Source organism: Kamptonema animale CS-326, assembly GCF_028330895.1.
GTDB lineage: Bacteria > Cyanobacteriota > Cyanobacteriia > Cyanobacteriales > Microcoleaceae > Kamptonema > Kamptonema formosum.
In genome coordinates, this window is record NZ_JAQMUA010000281.1 from 62,565 (window position 1) to 86,017 (window position 23,453).

Annotated in this window: 24 protein-coding genes; 9 read left to right on the plus strand and 15 right to left on the minus strand. The window is 43.2% G+C overall.

The window, feature by feature from the left end; all coding sequences use genetic code 11:
• Positions 1-17: 17 nt before the first annotated feature.
• Positions 18-1,274: an MDR family MFS transporter gene (locus PN499_RS16545; protein ID WP_272033184.1), complete on the plus strand. Its 1,257-nt coding sequence runs from the start codon at positions 18-20 to the stop codon at positions 1,272-1,274.
• A gap of 25 nt (positions 1,275-1,299) precedes the next feature.
• On the opposite strand, the gene PN499_RS16550 is transcribed toward PN499_RS16545, so the two are convergent.
• The 3 genes from PN499_RS16550 to hisIE form a co-directional block, all read right to left on the minus strand.
• Complete coding sequence (locus tag PN499_RS16550) at positions 1,300-1,584, minus strand: type II toxin-antitoxin system RelE/ParE family toxin (protein ID WP_272033186.1); 285 nt, start codon at positions 1,582-1,584, stop codon at positions 1,300-1,302.
• Positions 1,581-1,808, minus strand: coding sequence for a hypothetical protein (locus PN499_RS16555; protein ID WP_272033188.1), 228 nt, complete (start codon positions 1,806-1,808; stop codon positions 1,581-1,583). The genes PN499_RS16550 and PN499_RS16555 overlap by 4 nt, the downstream gene beginning before the upstream one ends.
• Positions 1,809-1,900: 92 nt before the next feature.
• Positions 1,901-2,551, minus strand: coding sequence for a bifunctional phosphoribosyl-AMP cyclohydrolase/phosphoribosyl-ATP diphosphatase HisIE (gene hisIE / locus PN499_RS16560; protein WP_272033190.1), 651 nt, complete (start codon positions 2,549-2,551; stop codon positions 1,901-1,903).
• 259 nt (positions 2,552-2,810) lie between these two features.
• On the opposite strand from hisIE, the gene hemL reads away from it, so the two are divergent.
• The 3 genes from hemL to PN499_RS16575 all read left to right on the plus strand — a co-directional run bounded on the left by hemL (position 2,811) and on the right by PN499_RS16575 (position 4,820).
• Positions 2,811-4,109 (plus strand): glutamate-1-semialdehyde 2,1-aminomutase, encoded by a 1,299-nt coding sequence (gene hemL / locus PN499_RS16565; RefSeq protein ID WP_272033192.1) that lies wholly within the window; start codon positions 2,811-2,813, stop codon positions 4,107-4,109.
• Between the two features lie 124 nt (positions 4,110-4,233).
• Positions 4,234-4,611 (plus strand): hypothetical protein, encoded by a 378-nt coding sequence (locus PN499_RS16570; RefSeq protein WP_272033194.1) that lies wholly within the window; start codon positions 4,234-4,236, stop codon positions 4,609-4,611.
• A complete protein-coding gene (locus PN499_RS16575; RefSeq protein ID WP_272033196.1) occupies positions 4,608-4,820 on the plus strand; it encodes a hypothetical protein in 213 nt (70 codons plus the stop codon). Before PN499_RS16570 ends, PN499_RS16575 begins: the two co-directional genes overlap by 4 nt.
• Before the next feature lie 3 nt (positions 4,821-4,823).
• Here PN499_RS16575 and PN499_RS16580 read toward each other — a convergent pair whose 3' ends face one another.
• The 6 genes from PN499_RS16580 to ebsA form a co-directional block, all read right to left on the minus strand.
• Positions 4,824-5,867: an NAD(P)/FAD-dependent oxidoreductase gene (locus PN499_RS16580; protein WP_334311696.1), complete on the minus strand. Its 1,044-nt coding sequence runs from the start codon at positions 5,865-5,867 to the stop codon at positions 4,824-4,826.
• A 198-nt stretch (positions 5,868-6,065) separates the two neighbouring features.
• Positions 6,066-6,557: a YajQ family cyclic di-GMP-binding protein gene (locus tag PN499_RS16585; protein ID WP_272033197.1), complete on the minus strand. Its 492-nt coding sequence runs from the start codon at positions 6,555-6,557 to the stop codon at positions 6,066-6,068.
• A 127-nt stretch (positions 6,558-6,684) separates the two neighbouring features.
• A complete protein-coding gene (locus tag PN499_RS16590) occupies positions 6,685-7,095 on the minus strand; it encodes an MAPEG family protein (protein ID WP_272033199.1) in 411 nt (136 codons plus the stop codon).
• Between the two features lie 21 nt (positions 7,096-7,116).
• Positions 7,117-7,620: a DNA recombination-mediator protein A gene (locus PN499_RS16595; protein WP_272033201.1), complete on the minus strand. Its 504-nt coding sequence runs from the start codon at positions 7,618-7,620 to the stop codon at positions 7,117-7,119.
• A 283-nt stretch (positions 7,621-7,903) separates the two neighbouring features.
• Positions 7,904-8,974, minus strand: a complete 1,071-nt coding sequence (locus PN499_RS16600; RefSeq protein ID WP_272033202.1) for a phosphotransacetylase family protein — start codon at positions 8,972-8,974, stop codon at positions 7,904-7,906.
• A 749-nt stretch (positions 8,975-9,723) separates the two neighbouring features.
• Positions 9,724-10,098 (minus strand): type IV pilus biogenesis protein EbsA, encoded by a 375-nt coding sequence (gene ebsA / locus PN499_RS16605; RefSeq protein WP_007357646.1) that lies wholly within the window; start codon positions 10,096-10,098, stop codon positions 9,724-9,726.
• Positions 10,099-10,274: 176 nt separating this feature from the next.
• On the opposite strand from ebsA, the gene PN499_RS16610 reads away from it, so the two are divergent.
• From PN499_RS16610 to PN499_RS16620, 3 genes are all read left to right on the plus strand, one after another.
• Complete coding sequence (locus PN499_RS16610; protein WP_272033204.1) at positions 10,275-11,768, plus strand: glycosyltransferase family 2 protein; 1,494 nt, start codon at positions 10,275-10,277, stop codon at positions 11,766-11,768.
• Positions 11,769-12,111: 343 nt separating this feature from the next.
• A complete protein-coding gene (locus PN499_RS16615; RefSeq protein WP_272033206.1) occupies positions 12,112-13,374 on the plus strand; it encodes an ATP-grasp domain-containing protein in 1,263 nt (420 codons plus the stop codon).
• Between the two features lie 259 nt (positions 13,375-13,633).
• Complete coding sequence (locus PN499_RS16620; RefSeq protein WP_272033208.1) at positions 13,634-14,533, plus strand: succinate--CoA ligase subunit alpha; 900 nt, start codon at positions 13,634-13,636, stop codon at positions 14,531-14,533.
• A 113-nt stretch (positions 14,534-14,646) separates the two neighbouring features.
• Here the strand turns inward: PN499_RS16620 and PN499_RS16625 are convergent, their stop codons facing one another.
• The 4 genes from PN499_RS16625 to PN499_RS16640 all read right to left on the minus strand — a co-directional run bounded on the left by PN499_RS16625 (position 14,647) and on the right by PN499_RS16640 (position 19,390).
• Complete coding sequence (locus PN499_RS16625; RefSeq protein WP_272033209.1) at positions 14,647-16,233, minus strand: hypothetical protein; 1,587 nt, start codon at positions 16,231-16,233, stop codon at positions 14,647-14,649.
• 88 nt (positions 16,234-16,321) lie between these two features.
• A complete protein-coding gene (locus PN499_RS16630) occupies positions 16,322-17,995 on the minus strand; it encodes a hypothetical protein (RefSeq protein ID WP_272033210.1) in 1,674 nt (557 codons plus the stop codon).
• A 99-nt stretch (positions 17,996-18,094) separates the two neighbouring features.
• Positions 18,095-19,045: an ABC transporter ATP-binding protein gene (locus PN499_RS16635; protein ID WP_272033211.1), complete on the minus strand. Its 951-nt coding sequence runs from the start codon at positions 19,043-19,045 to the stop codon at positions 18,095-18,097.
• Positions 19,046-19,252: 207 nt separating this feature from the next.
• Positions 19,253-19,390, minus strand: a complete 138-nt coding sequence (locus tag PN499_RS16640; RefSeq protein ID WP_272033212.1) for a hypothetical protein — start codon at positions 19,388-19,390, stop codon at positions 19,253-19,255.
• 107 nt (positions 19,391-19,497) lie between these two features.
• Here PN499_RS16640 and leuB point away from each other — a divergent pair, with 107 nt between their 5' ends.
• Together leuB and PN499_RS16650 are read left to right on the plus strand one after the other, a co-directional pair.
• The gene (gene leuB, locus PN499_RS16645) at positions 19,498-20,589 is read left to right on the plus strand and encodes a 3-isopropylmalate dehydrogenase (RefSeq protein WP_272033213.1); all 1,092 of its coding nucleotides are present in this window, start codon (positions 19,498-19,500) and stop codon (positions 20,587-20,589) included.
• A gap of 141 nt (positions 20,590-20,730) precedes the next feature.
• Positions 20,731-21,615: a fructosamine kinase family protein gene (locus PN499_RS16650; RefSeq protein WP_272033214.1), complete on the plus strand. Its 885-nt coding sequence runs from the start codon at positions 20,731-20,733 to the stop codon at positions 21,613-21,615.
• A 48-nt stretch (positions 21,616-21,663) separates the two neighbouring features.
• Here the strand turns inward: PN499_RS16650 and PN499_RS16655 are convergent, their stop codons facing one another.
• Complete coding sequence (locus tag PN499_RS16655) at positions 21,664-23,010, minus strand: adenylate/guanylate cyclase domain-containing protein (protein ID WP_272033215.1); 1,347 nt, start codon at positions 23,008-23,010, stop codon at positions 21,664-21,666.
• Entirely contained in the window at positions 23,007-23,402 is a 396-nt protein-coding gene (locus PN499_RS16660; protein WP_272033216.1) for a response regulator, read from the minus strand. The genes PN499_RS16655 and PN499_RS16660 overlap by 4 nt, the downstream gene beginning before the upstream one ends.
• Positions 23,403-23,453 lie beyond the last annotated feature (51 nt).

Sequence of the window (23,453 nt, forward strand, 5' to 3'; positions counted from 1 at the left end):
ATTTAAAAATTAAAGCCATGTCTAAACATCAATTGCCATCTTGGCTTCCGCAACTTGGTTCTCAAGTCTGGATTCTAGCATTCGGTCGCTTTTTATCCCACACTGGCACTGGTTTTACTTTATTTTATGCTCCCATATTTTTTGTCAATCAACTTGGTTTATCTGCTACTGCTGTCGGTTTAGGTTTAGGTAGCGCTCAAGTTTCGGGAATTTTAGCCCGCATTTTGGGCGGTTCGTTGTCAGATTCTCCTGTTTGGGGCCGCCGTCGCACTTTGTTAATGTCAGCAATTATTTCTGCTGTAGCTTCTTTTCTGTTGGCAACTGCCAAAGATTTTACCGGGCTAGTATTAGGTAATGTTTTAATGGGTTTGGGAGTGGGTTTATATTGGCCGGCAACTGAAGCCGCAATCGCCGATTTAACAGAGGGAGAAGAACGCAGAGAAGCTTTTGCCTTAACACGATTGGCTGATAATTTAGGCTTACAAGTAGGAATTATTTTAGGAGGATTATTAATTACTTTGACTGGCGCTTATTGGGCGCTATTTGTAATTGATGGCATTTCATTTCTGATATTTTTTGTATTAGTTTACTTTACAATTACTGAAACCTACAAACCCAAGATTTCAGCTTTACCAGCGGGGACAGATGAAATTCAAAATGGCTGGAAAATTGCCTTACAGGATCGCAGTCTCCTAGTTTATGTCGTAGTAAATATTCTCTTCACTCTTTACATTTCCCAAACCCAAAGTACAATCCCTCTTTATCTTAGCAATTTTATCCCCGCAGCCGCATCAGGAAAAGGTTTTTCCCCCGGTACACTGACGGCATTATTTACTTGGCACACAATTTTACTTGTCAGTTGCCAATTGCCAATTGCCCGCGCTTTTAAGCGTTTTAGTCACACTAGATCCCTTGTAATTTCAGCCCTTTTATGGGGTATAGGATTTATCCTGATTGGTATGACGGGAATTGCTCATAGTGGTAACATTTTCTTTGCAATTTTAGGCTTAGGTATTTTGTCAATTGCTATTGTTAGTTATACTCCTGCGGCTTCTTCGATTGTAGCTGATTTAGCTCCAGAATCTTTGCGAGGTGTTTATTTATCAATTAATTCCCAGTGTTGGGCAATTGGTTATTTAATCGGGCCACCTTTAGGCGGTTGGGCTTTAGATAAAGGGAAAGTAATCGGAGATAATTTTTGGTTGGGTATAGCTTTAAGTGTGGGAGTTGCTATCTTGATTTTACAGCAACTTGAGCAAATGTTGAAGAAATAGATTTGAATAACCAATTATAAAGCTGTTAGTAGACCTCATCATGGGTTCCTATGTCAAGCAGAACAATAACTTCACTATTCGTTTCAGTTTCCTGTTCAATGGAAAAAAGCACGCGACAATCATAACCGCAAGAGCAAGACTGAAGACCTTCCAGTTTACCACTAAGTTTGTGAGTCCCCAAATTGGGAGCAAATACATCTACTTCCATTTGTTGCAGAGTTTCTTCAATACGTTGCTGAATCTCAGGATTTCTCCTAACAAACTTACGGAATGCTCGTTTAAATTTGGTGGTCAAAACCAACGCTCTCATACTTCTGTCTCGCTCAAAGAGTCGCGTAAAGTAGTAATAACATCTTGAGCTGACTGAGAACTAAATTTGCCTGCATGGAAATCAGCCAAAGTTTGTTGAGCATCGGTAGCCATCTCTGCACGGCAACTTTCGTGGCGACGGTTTTGGAGAATTTTTATCAGCATTTCCTGCTGTTCATAAGGCAGTTTTAATGCAGTTTCTAGCACTTGGTCGAGGGTATTCATGGAAAGTAGGGATTAAGGATATTTGCGTTTTCAATCATTGTTATTCTGTGAGAGCAACGAGCAACTAACTATCAACAACGAACAACTAAGCATTACTTTCGCCGTTGCTCCAACTTCCGATAAACCGCTCTCAAATCAACCTGATGATAAGCCAAAGCCACCAAAGTGTGATAGAATAGATCGGCGACTTCAGAAGCTATCCCATCCTTGTCATCATCCTTACAAGCCATCACCACCTCCGCCGACTCCTCGCCAATTTTCTTAAGAATCTTATTATCGCCACCTTCAAATAGCTTACAGGTGTAAGATGTTTCTATCGGACGATCGCGGCGATCGCAAATCACCTCAAACAACTGAGACAGTGCATCCGCAGGTGGCGCGACAACCTCCCCGTCAACCCGATGAAAACAACTCCTTTCCCCCGTGTGGCAAGCAATATCTCCCACCTGTTCCACCGTAAACAGCAAAGCATCGCTATCGCAGTCATAACGCACAGACTTAATATTCTGAACGTGACTCGAAGTCGCCCCCTTATGCCATAACTCCCCACGAGAACGACTCCAAAACCAAGTTTTCCCAGTTTCCAGAGTCTTTTGTAGCGATTCCCGACTCATCCATGCCATCATCAGCACCGTACCATCAAGATAATCTTGAACGATCGCAGGCACTAAACCCTGCTCGTTATAGCGAATTTTCTCAACCGGGATAGATTGGCTCAAAGCAGCGAAATCGGGAGCAGACATAATTTGAGGCTTCAAAAGTGAGGGCTGACTTTCTACAATATCATCTACCTTCCCCCTTCACTCCCCCGGAATACTCCTTCGAGGTTGAAAGCGTACCCGCCTGACCTAAAGTAGCAAAAAGTAAAGCTAGGGATTGTCAGCGATTGGCTTCTACGAGAAGATCGACTAATATAGTTTTTCTCTCATCCATTCTCACGCCTGTCTTCAAGCCTGTATTTAAGCATTCTAGCAACAAGAAACTTTCATTAAGGAGAAAACATTGGTTTCCACAACCTTGAAAACTACCAAATCCGAAGAAATTTTTGCCGCCGCCCAGAAATTAATGCCCGGAGGCGTTAGTTCCCCAGTACGCGCCTTCAAATCAGTAGGCGGACAACCCATCGTCTTTGATAGAGTCAAAGGAGCCTATATCTGGGATGTCGATGGCAACCAATACATCGACTACGTAGGCACTTGGGGCCCCGCCATCTGCGGTCACGCCCACCCCGAAGTCATCAACGCCCTGCGCGACTCCCTGGAAAAAGGCACCAGTTTCGGAGCCCCCTCTGCTTTGGAAAACGTACTAGCGGAAATGGTAATTGATGCCGTTCCCAGCATTGAAATGGTGCGTTTTGTCAACTCCGGAACAGAAGCTTGCATGGCCGTTTCCCGCCTGATGAGAGCTTTTACCGGACGCGATAAAATCATTAAATTTGAAGGTTGCTATCACGGTCACGCCGATATGTTCTTGGTGAAAGCCGGTTCTGGCGTAGCCACCTTGGGTTTACCTGACTCCCCTGGCGTACCCAAATCTGTCACGATTAACACTCTCAATGCTCCTTATAATGACTTGGAAGCTGTTAAGGCACTTTTTGCCGCCAATCCCGGTGAGATAGCAGGGGTAATTTTAGAACCAGTTGTCGGTAATGCCGGATTTATTGTACCGGATGCCGGCTTTTTGGAAGGCTTGCGAGAGATTACTAAGGAAAACAAAGCACTGTTAGTATTTGACGAAGTGATGACAGGTTTTCGCATTGCTTACGGCGGAGCTCAGCAAAAATTCGGTGTTACTCCCGACTTAACAACTTTGGGTAAAATCATCGGTGGCGGTTTACCAGTGGGCGCTTACGGTGGTCGTAAGGACATTATGGCAATGGTCGCTCCTTCGGGGCCGATGTATCAAGCGGGAACGCTTTCGGGTAATCCTTTGGCGATGACTGCTGGGATTAAGACTTTGGAATTGCTGCAAAAACCAGGGACTTATGAGCAGTTAGATAAGGTGACAAAAAAGCTGTCGGAAGGGTTGCTGAAAATTGCTAAGGAAACTGGTATTGCTGCTTGCGGTGGCCAAATTAGCGGAATGTTTGGCTTATTTTTTACTGGCGGCCCAGTTCACAATTATGAAGATGCTAAGAAGTCTGATTTGGGTAAATTTAGCCGTTTTCATCGGGGAATGTTAGAGCGAGGAATTTATCTTGCTCCTTCGCAATTTGAGGCTGGATTTACTTCTGTTGCTCACTCCGATGAGGATATTGACCGGACTTTGGCGGCGGCCCGTGAGGTGATGGCAAGTTTGTAATTGCTCTGTCTAACCCCCCTTAAAAAGTAGGGGGGCTAGGTCTTTTTAAATAGATTTTTGCGTTGCTCTGTGGTTGAATCTTACAAAAATAATTTATAATAAATAAAAAGGTTATCAGTGAAATATGACTGAATTACAAACAGCAGAACTACCAATAGCTAAGCTTTCCCCGGCTGAAATTTCACAATTAGAACAACTCTATACTCTCAGGGAAAAAAGCCAAGTTTTGGAGTTTATAGAAAAACATCCATTTTTACTTCCTTTATTGCTAGAAGCACCAGAAAAAATAAAACATTACTTTCCCGATACCCCACTTATTCTGGAAATTAAGATCGATCCAGAGGCGGTTTCAATGGAAGAACAGGAATTAGCTCTCTACATAGCATCAGAAATTGACCCAGACGAGTCAGCAGATAAACTTTTTCAGTTCGATCGAGATGGGTGGGAGGAGGTAAAAATTCGTTCGCAGGAAAAACTCTTTATTAATTTGGGGTATGAATGAGTTTTGATTGGTCTGAATATCTTACTAAGAATAGCTCAGATCCAGTTCGCCAACAGATCGGAAATAACTTAAAACGTCTTCGGGATAATCGCAACAAAGCTGATTATCACAATACATTTGCCATGTTATCTGTTGTTACCCTACAAACCCTGAGACTCGCTGCAAAAGTCATTTCTGACTTACAAGGTCTATCAACTATTAACAGTTAACTATTAACTCTTAACCAGATTCTCTTCCCACTTACGAGGCGCACTAGCGCGACGAATATTCCGCCAAATTTGAGTAGCGGCCAAAGTACCATCAGCAACAGCAATTGATACCTGATTTAATCCCTTTTTCAAATCACCAAGCGCAAAAATCCGGCTATGGCTAGTTTGCGCCATCTCATTAGTAACTAAATTCTCACCATCCCACTCTAACCCCTCAATTCCCTTTAAATAATGGTTATGGTAAACCGAACCCATACTAATTAAACCAGTCGTCGCCTCAACTACCGTACCATCTTTTAATTCCACACCGCTCATTTGATGTTTTTCACCCAAAAAACGAGCAATGGGGGACTCATATAAAGGATATCCATGATCCGCAAGCTTCTGTCTCATTGTATCGCTCACCTCACACAAACCATGAGTTAGCACCGAAATATAAGGAGTAAACCAATTCAACACAAACGCTGCATTGATTTGAGATTCGGAATTAACAATCAAAACTGCTTTCTGATCCCACATATCAAAACCATCACAAATCATGCAGACGTGAAGCGTATAACCTGCATAATTATAAAGATTCTGCATATCCTCAACTTCAGGTAAATTATCCATTATACCCGATGCGGCGATTAGATATTTACTCCGAAATACAGGATAAATACTATCTTTTTTTCCTACCTTTACCCGCACTGCTAATGTTTCTCCTTCATCGGTTACTTCTTCTACATAACCTCGAAGATGATCTGCGCCCCAGTCTAACGCTTGCTTAGTTCCATGATTTAATATATCTCTACCGGGCGTATGAGGATCTAATCCTAAATAATTACGCAAATCCTGCATCCAAAGGGATCGCCCTTTCCCTTTTTCTATTACTAAACATTTGAGCCCGTAGCGACCTAAATAGATTGCTGCGGATAGTCCACCCATACCACCGCCAACAATAATGGCATCGTAAACAGTATTAAGAGAAGCCTCAAGATTTTTACTAGATAGTTTCATAATTACAGCAACTAAGTAGATGAGTGGGAAAATACATAAGTATGTCATTGCGAGTGAAACGAAGTGAAACTAAGCAATCGCAGGGGTGAGGACAACTTACATTCTGTTACACAGCAAGATTTATTTGCGTCTACCTACTTACGTCAAGGATTGAAGGTTGATAGTTATGAGGTGACAGTCTACTGTGTTTGCTCGCTTTGACACTAATAGTGATGAAATTCTCGACAATTTCTAGTAACTGTCTTCCTAACGATAGTTAGTAAATTGCAGCGCTACCGGATAATCTTCCTCCTTCAAGCGCTGAATAATCAATTGCAACTCATCCTTAGATTTAGCAGAAACCCGCACTGAATCTCCTTGAATTGAAGATTGAACTTTTTTAAATTCGTCGCGGATTAACTTATTAATTTGTTTGGCAATTTCCTGGGCAATTCCTTTTTTCAGCTTAATCTCTTGTCGCACCCGACTACCGCTAGCAGATTCTACTTTGCCATAATCAAAAATTTTCAGGGAAAGGTTTCTTTTAGCTGCCTTTGTTTGTAAAATAGTATGAATAGCATCAAGAGTGAATTCACTATCTGTATTCACATTAATTGACTCTTCGCTCAATTCTAAAGTCGTTTTCGTATCTTTTAAATCATAGCGACTTTGGATTTCGCGCACGGTTTGGTCAACAGCATTTACTAATTCTTGCCTGTCGAAGTCGCTGACAATATCAAATGAATATGTAGAAGCCATAAATCCTAATTGGTAATTGGTAATTGGTAATTGGTAATTGGTAATTGGTAATTGGTAATAGTTAGTTATGAGTTTTATTTTTCCACTAACAACTAACTACTAACCAATAACAATCAACCATTAACCATTAGCTATTAGCAGTTATCAAACTGAGAACAAATAAAGTACCAGTACAAAAAGAACCGATACCAAACATTAGCGATCGCGCCAGCGGTACATTCAGAATATAGAAAACTGAAAATAATAGCCGCGTTATCACAAAAATCAGCGCCGCCCAACCAGCCTCATCGGAATTTTGACCAGTCGCATAAGCCATAAAAGCCGCTGCGGCAAACACTACAAACGTCTCAAACGAATTTTGATGAGCCCAAGTTGCTCGCTGAGCATAAGCAGGCAATTTATCAAACATAGCGCGGGGTGCCTTTAAATCGTAGCCTACTTGCAAACGCCCATAGGCTACGACTAAATAAGGTACGTAAACTAACGCAGCCGCCGCTGCAATAGAATCTAGCAGAATTGTCGAAACAGGTAATTCCACGATCGCGATCGGCTTTGTATTTTAATCAAAATAGAACAGAGTAACTACTTTGCGCTGATCTTCGGCATCCCGGCAAGTTTGCAATAGGGTATGACTTTCGTGAAACGCAAAACAGATGAGCTGTTGACAACGAGATACAATCTCTTGATTGCACAACGCACTTGCTTCCCCTAGAGACAAAACATCATTTTTGGGATTTTCTACCAAGTGTATTACTTGATCGAGTTGTTCCCGAGACTCTCTAGGCTGGCGACTTAGACTTTGAGGCAAAATCACTGTCAGCAGGTTTGGATCGGCCCGCATGGCCCCCCGAATAGCTGCTGAATTTGTGCCTGTAGCCCCGGAGGTAATTAGTTGATTGCCTCCTAGAACTAGGGCATAGCTCAGCATCTCAATTAGTTGCTGATGGGTAATAGGAACGTGACGAGATCCTAATAATGCAATCCGTTTTGAGCCGGTTTGCTGGATCGCGACGAGTTCTTGTAAAAAATCATCTACCTTGGGTAGTTCAATTGATTGACTCAAAGATTGTATCAAGTTAAATATAACAACCTTGTAGATTTTAGCAGGTCTGGCAACTTTTGAACTTTTAATCTAAGGAGCGGGGGAGATGGGGGAGATGGGGAGCGGGGGAGATGGGGGAGATGGGGGAGATAGGGGAGATAGGGGAGATAGGGGAGATGGAACAGGAAAGACGAAGATTTCCCCTCTGCTCCTCTGCTCCCCCGCTCCTCTGCTCCTCTGCCCCCCCGCTCCTCTGCTCCTCTGCTCCTCTGCCCCCCCGCTCCCTCTCCTCGCCTTCCTACGTTTACCCTTGACCTAAAGATGTTATTAGTCGGTCAATGTCAAAATGCTCTGCCATTAACTGAGTGATGCACTCTACCTTAATCGGTTCGTGCAGGCGCACACTGCCAAAGGCTCTGTCGATAATTTCCACTGTGGTCAGGGTATCCAAATCAACGGATAAAACGGGAATTTCAACCTCTTCAGCCCGGCTGAGAACCAGGGGAGAAGGGGGGAGGTGGCCGGTTAAAATCAAGCACTGGGTCGAGCTTTCCAGGGCTGCTAGCTGAATGTCTGTGCGATCGCCTCCCGTAACTACTGCCATATTTCTCGCTTTGCGGAAATATTTTAGAGCGGAACTGACGTTCATCGCGCCAATAGAAAGACATTCCACCATCAAGTCCAAACGGTCGGCTCGACAGAGGACATCAGCTTTCAACTGCCGCACCAGTTCGTTAACGCTAACACTATGGAGCAAAGCACTTCTGGGGAGTATTCCCAATACAGGAATACCTTGGGCTTCCAAAAATGGTCGCACCATTCCTGTAACTACTTCTAGCTGTTCAGAGGGAACATCGTTAACTACAATGCCAACTAAGCGATCGCCCAAGCGCCGTTTAGCCGAGAGTAGAGCATCGACAAATTGGGAAATTGGCCGTACCACCAGCAGCACAGAGGCATCAACTGTCTCAGCCACTTGAGGTATGGATAAGTCAAATAGACTACCCTCTTCCAAATTACCTGGCCCCTCTAACAGCACCAAGCCAGGGGCTTGCGCTTGCGCGTGGCGAGCTAGAGACTGGCGATAATCAGTTCGATCTTCGCCCCGTAGCCGTTTGTGAATCGTAACCTCGTCCAGCGACAGCAGAGTTGGCTGCAACTGGCTGTCTGAAAGCTTCAACGTCTGGGCCACGAATCGCACATCTTCGTCTGCCCCATCAGCGCGATCGTCGCGGAAATAAGTTGCTAGGAGTTTGCCATAGCCAATAGCCTGTCCTTTTGCTTGGAACTGACAAGCCATTCCTAACGCGATCGCAGACTTACCGCTATAAGCTTCAGTCGATCCAATCAGCAAATAATTGGCGGATTTCGCCACGCCCTCACTCCTCAATTTCGACCTGTAAATTTGGACAAATTCATTTTTTTACCGAAATTCGCAACTAACAACCAGATTTCGCCCTATAATCACGCAAAAAGTTTGACAATTGCACGGATAGAGCCTTCTAACAATTGTTTTGATTGCTGGTTTGAATTTCTTGTTTTTACACAAGAATTACATATTTGAACTCTCACCCCGCTTAGGCTTCGCCGTAAGCTCTGCCGAACTGGATGGGATTCTTGAGGGCTAGGCGAACCTAACACACAATGGCATAAGCCTTAAAACCTTTAGACACTTGCTCGAATTCGAGGTTGTGTTTACTTGTTGTTTGTGGTTGGTGGTAGGCATTTGCTTCCCAAGCTCCAATTTATGATACACCACTTTGATTGAGGGGGGGCATAGAGAAGGATAAATCATTAAAGAACGGGGAGGCTGGGGAGGTTAGAGAGAGGGAGATAGCGAGGATGGGGGGGAGAGAAAAATTTACTTGGTTAGGATTTACTATTGGGGACTTAAGCAGGCTTGTGCAGTAACGCCGATCGGAAAAACGGTTTATTGACGGTTTTTGTACGCGGCATTACAGATATTTTTGCGTAATTTCTGACCTTGTAAAGCTGTAGCAAAAGTAAAAGATTGCTTCACTCCGTTTGTAATTACAAAAACTACGTTACTTTTGCGTAAGTTTTGAGATCCCAACATAGCAATCTCCCCGATCTCCCCCATCCTCCCCGATCTCCTACTCCAACTTAATCATCAAGGCGCATCAGCTTGCGGTAAAATCCTTTAGAAAAATCCACTGTACGAGTGCGCTGAAAAGTCAGCAGTACATCAATTAAGAAATTGACAAACTCCGAACTTTGCAGAGTGACTTCATAACTAAGCTCGGCATTGCCATCAAACAGTACGCGGCAGCGAGTTAAGTCAATTGGTAGTGAGGAGACATTCCAACTAGCAACAAAGGGAATATCCTCGCCCCCATCAATTTTCCGCGCTCCTTCTAAACTTTTGAGCTTGTAGAGGCTAATAGCTAAAGGTAGAAATCTTCGCCTCGTTTCCTGGCAGAAGGGCGCGTAGACTTTGGCTTCTTTCTCATCGGCTGGCTTCAGTTGAGGAATAGACATAATCAGGATCTCCTGAGAATTAATCTCAATTTGGACGGAAAACTCCACAACCCAACTATACTAGGGATTCGCAGGCTAAACTTGCCAACAACCAGTAGAGCTAAAAGCCTACAAACTGGTAAAGTGAATACTTGTCCCTAAAATCTGAACCTATTGGTGGTTAAATCTTGTTACCTATGCAGGAGAGTTCTTGGCCAGACAGCGATTCCATAAGCGAACTTAGCTTAGATATCCCTGAGTTAGCTCAGGAGAAACAGGGTATGGCAGAGGATTGGCGGAGCCAGGGAATCTTCCCCTCTCCCGCCCTCCCCCTCTCTTCCTCTTCCGATGTCCCCTTTTCGCCTTCTTTCCCTCAAAACTTATACCGGGGACGTAGGGGGAAAGCGGCTGTAGCTTTGACCATAATCTGGGGTGGTACGATTACTCTCCACTTAGTCTCTTGGGGCTCGTGGTTAGTTTGGGGTTTGACAGGCTTGTTATGGATTCACGCCTGTAGGGTTTTGTTTGCTAAGCCCCAATCTGTACCTGAGCCTTTGAGTGCCGAGAGTGAGGAAGATCGGGAGAATTGGCCTTATGTCTCGCTGCTGGTAGCTGCTAAAAATGAAGAGGCAGTTATTAGCGATTTGGTCAAGACGCTCTGCAATATAGATTATCCAACTAGCCGATACGAACTGTGGGTGATTGACGATCGCAGCACGGACAAAACTCCACAGGTGTTGGAACAATTGGCTAAAGAGTACGCTCAGTTGCGTGTCTTTCGCCGAGGGGCAGATGCTAGTGGGGGTAAGTCGGGAGCGCTCAATCAGGTGTTACCGATGACTAAAGGTGAAATTTTGGCGGTGTTTGATGCTGATGCGATCGTGGCTTCGGATATGCTGAGGCGGGTGCTGCCCATGTTTGAGCGATCGCAGGTGGGGGCGGTGCAGGTGCGAAAAGCGATCGCTAATGCTCCCCTGAATTTTTGGACTCGCGGCCAAGAGTCGGAGATGGCTCTCGATAGTTTTTTCCAGCAGCAGCGGACTGCTATAGGTGGGATTGGAGAATTGCGGGGTAATGGTCAATTTGTCCGACGCAGTGCTCTGGAGGGCTGCGGGGGCTGGAATGAGGAGACTATTACTGATGATTTGGATTTAACAATTCGACTACATTTAGACAAGTGGGATATTGAATTTTTAGCTTTTCCGGCGGTGTTAGAAGAAGGTGTTACTAATGCTTTGGCTTTGTGGCATCAGCGGAACCGCTGGGCAGAAGGTGGCTATCAACGTTATTTGGATTACTGGCGGTTGATTGTTCGCAACCGGATGGGAACTGGGAAAACTTGGGATTTATTTGGGTTTTGGGTAACGCAATATCTTTTACCTACTGTGGCGTTGCCTGATACTTTGATGTCGATTGTTCTGCGCCGCTTGCCGATAACTAGCCCTCTAACTGTGATGACGGTTACTCTATCTTTGGTAGGAATGTTTATAGGGCTGCGCCGTACTCGCAGGCAGACGAAATTTGCTGTTTCTAATGTTTTTCTTACTTTACTGCAAACCCTACGCGGTACGCTGTATATGTTGCATTGGTTGGTAGTTGTCGGCAGCGTGACCGCACGGATTTCGGTACGACCGAAGCAGCTAAAATGGGTGAAAACTATTCATCAAGGTACTGATATGGGTAATGGGTAATGGGTAATGGGTAATGGGTAATGGGTAATTGATGAGTTATTAGTAATTAATTCAAAACTCATGCAGGACTTACGGAGGAAGTGAAAAATTAATGGTTGCGATTAATTTGAGCTTGTTGAACTATAATTAGCAAAGGTGTTACACTTAGTTCACACTGACAAATTGTTTCTTTTGGCGTAAGTTTTGACTCGAAATAATTGCGAATTACAATTACTTTTTCCCAAGTAGGTAACACATTCTGTAACTGATATTACCAATTACCAATTACCAATTACCAATTACCAATTACCAATTACCAATTACCAATTACCAATTACCAATTACCAATTACCAATTACCAGTAATGGATTTATTAGAATATCAAGCTAAAGCGTTATTTCGGGAGATGGTGATTCCTGTGTTGCCATCGCAGCGGATTGATTACCCAACAGACTTAAAGGGGCTAAAAATTCCCTATCCTGTTGTACTGAAGTCTCAGGTGCGAGCGGGTGGTAGAGGCCGGGCGGGGGGCATCAAGTTTGTGGAAAATACGATTGATGCAGTGGCGGCGGCTCAGACAATTTTTAATTTGCCGATTATGGATGAGTACCCAGAAGTGCTACTGGCTGAGGCAAAGTATGATGCTGACCAAGAATTATACCTGGCTGTGCTGCTAGATCCTGTTGCTCGTCGGCCGGTACTTCTGGGTTCTAAGCAAGGGGGGATTAATGTAGAGGCGGCGATCGCTCAAATGCAGCAGGTGATTGTAGACCAAGATTTTTCGCCTTTCTATGCCAGACGCTTGACGCTAAAAATGGGATTGCAGGGAGCGCTGATTCAGTCGGTGAGTGCGATCGTGGAGAAGATGTACCAGTTGTTTGTTGAGAAAGATTTAGATTTGGTGGAAATTAATCCTCTGGGGATCAGCAGATCGGGTGAAGTGATGGCTCTAGATGGTAAAGTGACTGCTAATGATGAGGCTCTGGGACGGCATCTAGACTTGGCGGGATTGGTGGGTAAGAAACAGTTTGGGAGTAGGGGAAATATTGAGCGGGGGAGTGGGGGGGCGAGAGCATCGGGGGAAGTTTCCCACTCCTCAGTCTCTGGGTTACGAAGGTATGACTCGAATGTGGGGCGATCGCCTCTTGAGGCTAACTCCAATCCGCAGCAGCCGATTTCCCATTCTCAACTAAATTTGGTGGAACTTGAGGGGAATATTGGGATTTTGTGCAATGGAATTGGTCTGACAATGGCTACGCTGGATGCTGTAATTCATGCTAAGGGAAAGCCAGCTAATTTCTTGAATTTAGGTTCCTTTGAGCGCTATGAATTGACAGATACGCTGCGGGAGCGGTTGGAAAGGGGTTTGGAGTTGGTGAGTCAGGATAAAAGCGTTAAGGTGGTACTTGTCAATATTTTGGGCAGTGTAGCTGCTGGTGAGGAAATGACGTTGGCGATCGCGGCCTATCTAGAACGAAAAGCCCGCGCTAACCGTAATCCCCAGATTGTACTGCGCTTAGTGGGCAATCAACTGGACACAACTAAAGAGCGTTTAGCGGGACTTTCACTACAACTGGCAGAAAAGTTGGATGAGGCGGTAGCACAAGCTGTATCCTTGGCTAAGTAGTCACTGTTAACAGTTAACTGTTAACTGTCAACTGTTAACTGTCAACTGTCAACTGTTAACTGTCAACTGTCAACTGTTAACTGTCAACTGTCAACTGTCAACTGTTATAGCAACCGCTTTCGTCGGTTAGGAAGTTCTGAATTCCTGAAACCATTAGATTCTAGAATTCCCTTCTTCCCCTAAACCCTAGTCCCTAGTCCCTTTTTTCCCCTAACCCCTAGCCCCTAGTCCTTAGCTATAACTGTCAACTGGCATTCGCATGAATTTAACTCCACAGACCAAAGTCTTAGTGCAAGGCATTACAGAATCTCCCGCCTCAACTCAAGCTGCCTTGATGATGAAAGCCTACGGGACGAATGTAGTTGCGGGGGTGAGTCCGGGTCAGGGGGGACAAGAGTTGCACGGAATTCCAGTTTTTGACCTTGTGGAACAAGCGCTGTCTGCTTTTGGCAAGATTGACACTTCGGTAATTTTTGTGCACCCCTATTCGGTGCTAGATGCGGCTTTGGAAGCGATCGCGGCTGGCATCCAACAGATCGTAATTGTCACAGAAGGCGTACCTCCCCTAGATATGGTGCGTTTAGTTAGAAAAGCAGAGGCAACGGAAACTCTGGTTGTCGGCCCAAATTGTCCGGGGATCATTGTGCCAGATAAGTTGTTACTGGGTACGCATCCGAAGGAATTTTACACTCCAGGCCCAGTGGGACTAATTAGCCGTAGCAACACGCTAACTTATGAAATTGCCCTACAGCTTACTAATGCGAAGTTAGGACAGTCGATTGGGGTGAGTATTGGTAGCGATGTGATTGTTGGTTCCTCTTTTATGCAATGGCTGCAAATTTTAGATGAGGATGACAGTACCGATGCGATCGTTTTGGTTGGGGAAGTTGGTAGTGGCAGCGAAGACGCGGCGGCTTCTTACATTGCTGAGGCGATCGATAAGCCTGTTATTGCTTACATTGCTGGTCGCTATGCGCCAAAGGGTCAACCTTTGGGTCATGCGGGTACTTTAATTAGTTCTCGTGCTGCGGTGCAGACAACAGATGCAGGCACGGCAGAAAGTAAAATTGCGGCTTTTCAAGAGGCAAAAATACCTGTTGCTGAGCGAATTTCTCAGATTCCAGAATTGGTGAAAAAAGCTCTTAAGAAGAGTGGTTAATTGTTAGTTGTTAGTTGTTAGTTGTGAATAACTTGTAAGGTGGGCGCTCGCCGCTTCAAGCTTATAACTCATAGCGATCGATAGTTGTCGGCGAGCGCCCACCCTACGTTTAATTAATTACTCCGCCCAGGTAAAGAAGGACGAACTGCTAGCAGTGATTTAGAATTAGACTCACCAATTTTTCGTAACTGTCGCGTTAATTGCAGGCTCAAAAGCGCTAAAACGCTCCACTGACCGAGAATTGTCAGAAAAATGGCGGTTGTTGAGGCCTTTTGAATCGCGATCGCGGCAAATGGTGAAATCAGGAACCAATCAGGATTCTTCTCAAACGTAAAACCTAACGCTGCCATAGTTACCAGTGGTAAGATAATCACTGCACTAACTGCGGTAGCAGCCCAGATTTCTGGTTTGCGAGTTTTCATTAACAACGTGAGTTGCGCGATCGCAGCACAGATTAAAATCAAATTAGCAGTCAAGAAAAGAGTTAGGATAACTTGATTTTTTGAATATTGTTCCCAGGTGTTAAAAAGCGAATTATTTTGTTCAGGTAACAGCAACATCCAAGGTATCCAAATCGCAGCAGTAATAGCGAGATTAATTGCGATCGCGACCAGGGCAGGACTTTTTTCACCTAAGATTAAATCCTGTAATGCAACTGGGAAAGCTGAAAAAATCGTTTTTCTTCCTTTTTTCTCATTCTTCCTTTCTCCATAATACCGCGCCCAATCCTGTAAAGCTTGGCGATGAGGTAACAAAGCAGCAATTAAAATTAGAAAGTAACAAGGGAGCAAAAAGAACAAAGAGAACAAAAAGATATACTTTATACCTTCAATTATGGAGGAGTCTGTTTGCATTACACCAAACCCTAATATCCAAAGATTGACACAAGTTACTAATAGATAACTTTGCGACTTACTAATGGTTGTAGCATTAGGATTTCGGAAGCGGCGGTTTAATAATTGCCAAATCCAGCAGGTTCCCAAACAGATACTTAGTAGGTAAAATAAACAAGCAATTCCTAAATTAGAACCGACTGGCAAATAATACCAGTTCAATGGTAAATTGATATCCCCTAGCACATCTCTATTTTCTGTTACTACAGCAATGAAGAAGTTAAGTAGTAGTAAGAGTGGATATGCCAATAGTAGGGATAAAATGGCTCCTGCCCAAGGTTGTGATGCTCCTAGCAGCGTGGATAAAAGTACCCCGCTGTAGAAGAAACTGCAAATAGCACCTACCATTAAATAAATTGTCAACACAAAGCCAAAAGCCACACCTGCGCTAGTTGCAGTCCACAAATGTAGAGGTAATGCTAAGGCAATTGCGAAATAGAGCAAGACTGGAACTCCTAAAATTTTACCAATTAGAACGCTCTGACTTGGTTGCGGAGTCAATCGAATAAAATTGAGAGTGCTTCGGCGTTCTTCTTTCGCCATATCGCCGATGAGCATATAGGCACCACCTAAGATTAAGATGATTGGCAAAATCCAGTTGAGACTTTGGAATATATTGAACCATTCCTGGGAGTTAATTTCCCAAGAGTCAGTATAAGATGGGGCTGAAATTATGGCTACTAGGAGAGACTGACCTAGTATAGAGATAGAAGCTGCAATCGTCACATTACGAAAATTAAATCTGCCTTTGATCTCTCGAAATAGCTGAGGATTCCAGTTTCCGATTGTTTCAAGGGTTAATAACATTGACATTCTCTCCATAATCAAGTAAAAGTGCGCCCTTAAATTAACAATTAAAAATGAAGATGATTCTTCATTTTTAATTGTTAATTTCTTAACTTTTCAGTAGTGCTTTAGAAGCCGACTCCCCGGCTTTTTTCAGTTGCCGAGTCAGTTGGAAGTTGAGGAAACCAAAGAAAGCAAATTGCGCTAGGAGTGTGCTAACGATCGCATTTATGGATGCGTGTTTGATGGCATCTAAGGCAAACGGTGTTAGCAGCCACAAACCACCTCCATTTTCTCCCGGATTAATGGATAGAACTCCTAAAATCATCGAGGGCAAGATAATGCCTGCTGCGACTGTACCTCCTGCCCACAGAGATCTTTTAGAAGTTTTCATTAACAGCATGAGCTGGGCTATAGTAGCACAGATTAACATAAAACTGAGAGTGTAAAGCAAACCTAAGATAATTTGATTGCGATCTCCTGGTTCAGCAAAAACTAGAGTTGCAGGAACAAATAGAGCAGCTACAATCAATAAGTTAACACCGATAGCAACTACAGCCGGACTCTTTTCTCCCCAAATTAAATCGCGGATTAGAGAATACTTAACTCCTGTTTTCAACCGTTCTTGACGATATCGCGCCCAATCTTGCAAAGTTTGTCGATGTGGAGAGAGAGCGGCGATTAAGCCAGAGAATACTAACACGATCCCGAAGCCGATAAAATATAACTGGGATATGGACTGAGAAGATTGCAAAATTAATCCCAGATTCAAAATGGTCAAGTAAGCTATCAGTAGATAACTCTGTTTTTTACCAAGAGCAGTGGCATTAGGATTGCGAAAATAACGCTTTAAAGCTTGCCAAATTAAGGCTGTCCAGAAACCATAATTTAATAAGGTAAAGCAGGCGGTACTAATAGCATTTTCCCCGATAGGTATGTAAAACCATTGCCAATCTTTCAAGTGCGAGAGGTAATAGCTGGCTTCGTTGGTATTAAAAATTCGTTGAGTTTTGATAAAAGTCTCAGGAATTAGATAGGGGAGGATAGTGGTAGGAGAAAATGAATTTAGCAAATCATATCCATCGTTGGTAATTGGTTTGAAACTAAAAACGAATGAGAAAAATAGGACTGTTACGGTTCCTAACCAAGGTTGAAATCCGCCCAGCCAGGAACTTACTAAGCCAAATAATAAGGCGGCACTGTAAGTGAAAATACTAGCGGCAATGACTAATCCCTCAAATGTCAAGATTAAAGAAAGGGGAATTTTGGCATTTATTCCTGACCACAAATGTAGAGGGAGGGCTAAGGCGGCTGCTAGATAAAGTAAACTGGGAACTCCTAAGAGTTTGCCAAGAAAAATGCTCTGGGTAGACTGAGGACTAAGGCGGATAAAGTTAAGTGTTCCCCGTTTTTCTTCCCTTTCTAAGTCACCGATTAGCATGAAGGTTCCGGCAGTTAGTAAGGCAAACATACCCAGGAAACTCAGCCAGATAAATATATCCAGCCACCACTGTTGCCAGTCGATTACAAAGTTACCATTGAGTATGAAGCAGCTAGCCCCGCTGTAGCTTGACTTATTATTACCCGTGCAATAGCGATTGAGGTAGTATTTATCGAGTGGATTTAATACTGGTAGCTGAGTGAAGTGATACATCAGCAAAAGCAGTTGCCCAAATAGGGAAATACCTGTTGCGAGGACGATATTGCGGGTTTTGAATCTACCTTTGATTTCTCGAAATAGCTGAGGATTCCAGTTTCCTAATCTTTCAAGGGTTAATAACATTGACATTTTCTCCAGAATTAAGTAAAAGTGGAAACATTAAATTAAAAATTAAAAATGTTGACTTTCATTTTTAATTTTTAATTCTTAATTTTTAATTCTTCAGGATGCTTGCTGGTGTCCCATCTTAAGGAAAATGGTTTCTAGGTCTTCTTGGGTGCAGTGGAATTCTGTTAGGGGAATATTTGCAGCGACAAGCGATCGCAACAAGTTTGCAGCATCTTCTCGATTGCCGGAAAAGTGTACGCGGACTTGTTGAGTTTCCGGTACTATTTCCCAACTTTCAACCCAAGGATGGTTTTTCAGTTCAGATGTCAGCACATCTAGTTTACCCAAAGTAGAGAGGAAAATTTGCTGGCGGCTAAGGCGTTTGTAAAGTTCTTCTAAAGGAGCACTTTCGACTAAATATCCAAGTTCCATAATGCCGACTGAGGTGCAGAGTTCTGCTAAGTCGCTGAGGACGTGGGAGGAGATAATTATGGTCATGCCAGCTTCTTGTAAGGCTTTAATTATTTCGCGGAATTGCATTCTAGCGATAGGATCTAAGCCGGAAACTGGTTCATCTAGAAGTAGTAAAAGTGGCTCGTGAATGATGGTTCTAGCTAAGCTGAGACGCTGTTTCATGCCTCGCGAAAGAGTAGAGATTATGCTGTTACGTTTATTAGCTAGTTGCACGAGTTCTAGAACTGCATAAAGTCGTTCTCGCTTGCGGGGGTTTCGGAGGTTATAAAGTCTGGCAAAGTAGTCTAAATAATCCCAAACTGTGAGGTCGTCGTAAAGAGGAAAGTCATCGGGTAAATAGCCGAGGCGTTGTTTGAGGATGGGGTTGCTTTCGTCACAGAGGAGGCGATCGCCATTGATATAAATTTCGCCCGCCGTTGGTTCTTCAGCGGTGGCTAACATTCGCAGGAGGGTAGTTTTACCTGCGCCATTGGGCCCGATGAGTCCGTAAACTTCGCCGATCGCGATTTGCAAGTCGATGTCGTTGACGGCGATATGGCGATCGAATTGCTTGGTAAGTCCGCGAGTGTCGATTGCGAGTTCTTTTGTCATATTTCTGGGGTGACGGGGATGGAACTTGAGTTTTCGGAGAAAAATTTTAGTTAAACGGACGGTAGCCAAAACCATTCTCAGCTTATATATCGCTAGAAACAGTTGCCAGTTGTGCTCACTCTACAGCTAAGGTATGTCTGAGGTAGTGGGACTTATGCAGCCTGATGTTTGAGGTGGTAAATGCGAAAAAGGTAGTTAGCAGCTAGCCTAGCCTTTAGCTCCAGCGATCGCCAATAGTATTACGGAAATTGAAACGAGAACAGGACGGATTGAATCTGTGGCTACACCAACAAAACCCGGTGGCGTTGGATGGAGAGGAGAGGCGATCGCTAGCCTTAAATTCAAACTGTTAGTTTACCTATGCTGATACAATTATAACCTGGCAAGAATTTCTCACCTTGCACAAAAATTTCTATCAACCTCAAATCTTCAATCTAAAATCTCCAATTGATATGACTCAAAACTACCGCATTACTCTTTTACCAGGCGACGGCATTGGCCCTGAAATTATGGCAGTGGCGGTAGATGTCCTCAAACTTGTTGGCCAACAATTAGACCTTAGCTTTGAATTCCAAGAAGCATTAATGGGCGGTGTTGCTATTGACGCAACGGGCAATCCGCTACCCGATGAAACTTTGGAAATGTGCCGCAATAGCGATGCGGTATTATTAGCAGCAATTGGCGGTTACAAGTGGGATAATCTACCTCGCCACCAACGTCCAGAAACAGGATTATTAGGATTAAGGGCAGGTTTAGGGTTATTTGCTAATTTGCGTCCCGCCACAATTTTACCTCAATTAGTTGATGCTTCTAGCTTGAAGCGAGAAGTAGTTGAAGGCGTGGATATTATGGTCATCCGCGAACTCACTGGCGGGATTTACTTTGGTAAACCCAAGGGTATTTTTGAAACGGAAACTGGCGAGAAACGCGGCGTGAATACGATGGCTTACACAGAATCCGAAATCGATCGCATTGGGCGAGTCGGATTTGAAACTGCCATGAAACGCGGTAAAAAGTTGTGTTCAGTGGATAAAGCTAATGTCTTAGATGTATCGCAATTGTGGCGCGATCGCATCACTGAACTAGCCAAAGAATATCCCGAAGTCGAACTTTCTCACCTCTACGTTGACAACGCCGCCATGCAGTTAATTCGATGGCCAAAACAGTTTGATACTATCGTCACCAGCAACCTTTTCGGAGACATTCTCTCCGATGCTGCTGCCATGCTAACTGGTAGTATTGGAATGTTACCATCTGCCAGTTTAGGTGCATCTGGCCCCGGCGTATTTGAACCCGTTCACGGTTCTGCACCAGATATCGCCGGACAGGATAAAGCTAATCCTTTAGCACAAGTTTTAAGTGCGGCAATGATGCTTCGTTACGCCTTAAATCAACCTACGGCTGCCGATAAAATTGAAAAAGCAGTAGTGCAAGTTTTAGAACAAGGATATCGCACTGGCGATATTAAATCAGAAGGCATGAAACTGGTAGGTTGTCAGCAAATGGGAGAGGCTTTAATTACGGAATTGAAGAAGAGTTTGTAACCCGATCTCTTAATACCATTGTCACAAACCTGTAGGGGCGGGTTCGCCAATAGCTGTTAAAGAATACCCAAAGACTAAAAAACCCGCCCCCACCCCGCGAGAGAAACATTAATTGCAACTTATCCATAAATTTAATACCTTATGTGGAATAACATTGCTACACGCATTACCGAAGTAACAGGAGAAAAGTTTAAGATAGATAACCGCCGTTCAGTTAGTGGCGGCTGTATTAATCAAGGGTATCAAATCAGCGACAGTTCCCGCAGTTATTTTGTGAAATTAAATCAAGCTTCACAAATAGCAATGTTTGAGGCGGAAGCATTAGGATTGCAGCAAATGTGGGATACTCAGACAATTATAGTTCCTCAACCTATTTGTTGTGGAACTGAGGGCAATTCTGCTTATATTGTATTAGAATGGCTAGATTTAGGAGGACGCGGCGATAATCAAGCTTGGGAAGAGATGGGGCGCAAGTTAGCGGCGATGCACCAATATAATCCGTCTAATTCTACTTTGTCAAGGGGTGGTTTTGGTTGGGATATTAATAATACAATTGGTTCAACGCCACAGATTAATACTTGGACGGAAAATTGGGCTGATTTTTGGGCAGAACATCGGATTGGTTATCAATTAAAATTGGCTAAACGTAGAGGCGGTCATTTTCCCCTTGGGGAACGTTTATTAGCAGCGATCCCCGATTTATTAGCCGGCCATAAACCGCAACCTTCTCTAGTTCACGGCGATTTATGGGGAGGAAATGCAGGGATAACACCTACAGGAGAACCTGTGATTTTCGATCCAGCATCCTATTGGGGAGATAGAGAAGTTGATATCGCGATGACGGAGTTATTTGGCGGCTTCTCGGCGGCGTTTTATCGTGGATATAATGATGTTTTGCCGTTAGAGGGAGGTTATGAGAGGAGGAAGATTCTATATAATCTCTATCACATTTTGAATCATTTTAATTTGTTTGGGGGGAGTTATGAGTCGCAAGTGAATCAGATGATTAATCAGTTGTTGCGGTAGAAGATAGGATAATTTAAAATATTTAAAACTAGCCATAACTGGAAATTTTTACTTTCCTAATGCTTGTTGACATCGAGCTAAATAGATTTGAGCCACTGTATCTGGCCCAGTTTTTTGTAGACACTCTTCCAACAATTTTTCGGCTTCTTTAAACTCCTTTTGGTGACAAAAAATCAGAGCTTGTTCAAATTTGGTTTTAGTGGCAAATTTAGCATCTCTTAGTGGGGGAGAGTCCGCATCAAAAACTTCATAGACTCCCACTAATTCCACTTTACCCTTGACCTTAGCCTGACCAATAAAGCGGACAGAGTAAGCTTCAGGTTTTTGTAATTCAAAATAGGTGCAATCGCTAATCAGTAATGGTACACCATAGTATTTCGTTAATTCTTCAATTCTGGAGGCTACATTCACCGTATCTCCGATGACAGTTCCATCCATCCGAGATTTTCCTCCCACTATTCCTAGCATTGATATTCCTGTATTAATTCCAATCCCAATCTTGATGGGTGGAAGATCGGGATTGTGATAAGTCATATTATATTCCGCGAGTGCTTGCAATATCGCAATCCCTGCATTTACGGCATGATCTACGTTACCATTAAATAAAGCCATAATTGCATCGCCAATATATTTATCAATAAATCCATTATTTTCCAAAATTGCCGGTTCCATCCACGATAAATAGCTATTAATAAATTTAAAATTATCCTGGGGAGTCATTCTTTCAGATAAACTGGTGAAATCTCGAATATCCGAAAATAAAACAGAAATTTCCTGCTGAATCTGATCGCCTAATTGAATATCAAGAATACTAGATTTATCTAATAACTGGAGAAACTGACGCGGAACAAAGCGTAAAAAAGACTCATTTAGTTCTTCCAAGATGCGCTCTTTCTTGTGTAGTTCAGCAATCAATTTAGCCTGTTCAAGCGTCAACTTTTTCAACTGTTGATTCATTTCTAGAACTTGAGCATTTTTTTTAGCGATTCTTTTATCTTGACTATAGCTATAAATAGCCTCTCTTACAGTTAATATCAGGTCTTCATTCTGCCAAGGTTTAGCAAGATAGCGGTAGAGTTTTGCATACTTAACTGCATTAGCTACTGCTTCAATTGTTGCTTGACCTGTAAGCATCACTTTCAGAGTTTTCGGAGAAATATCGTGGACTCTTCTTAACAATTCATCTCCCTTCATCTCTGGCATCACATAGTCAGAAATAATCAGCGGAATTTCATGATTCTCTGCCATCAATTCCTTCAATAGTTCTAACGCATCTTCACCCCCTTCAGCAATTTCAATGGTATAGTCATTGCTCAAGGCTTTTCTGAGTTCTGCTTTTAGACTTGTGAGGATAGTTAATTCATCATCAACGCAGATAATTACATTTTTAGTCATGGTTTCTCTAAACCAGATTTAATGGCTTCTATCAACTCGAATTCTGACCAAGGTTTAAATAAGCAGCGATAGAGATTGGCTGATTGCTGAGCGCGTTCTATGGCACTATCATCAGCTTGACCTGTGAGCATTATTTTTACAATTTTGGGAAACTTTTCATGGACGCGAGTTAGAAATTCATCCCCTTTCATTCCTGGCATTAGCCAATCAGAAATAATTAAAAGAATACTAATATCTTCGTCGTTCAATTCATCAATTAAATCTAGAGCATCATTGGCATCCTCGGCAATTTCATAACTATAAGCATCCCCAAAGGCTTTTCTGAGTTGTGCTTTGAGACTTTGCAACACAACTTTTTCGTCATCGACGCATAAAATGAATGGTTTAGACATGGTAGGAATGGATAATGGTTGATTTTTGATTGAGCTTAATCATAGGAAATT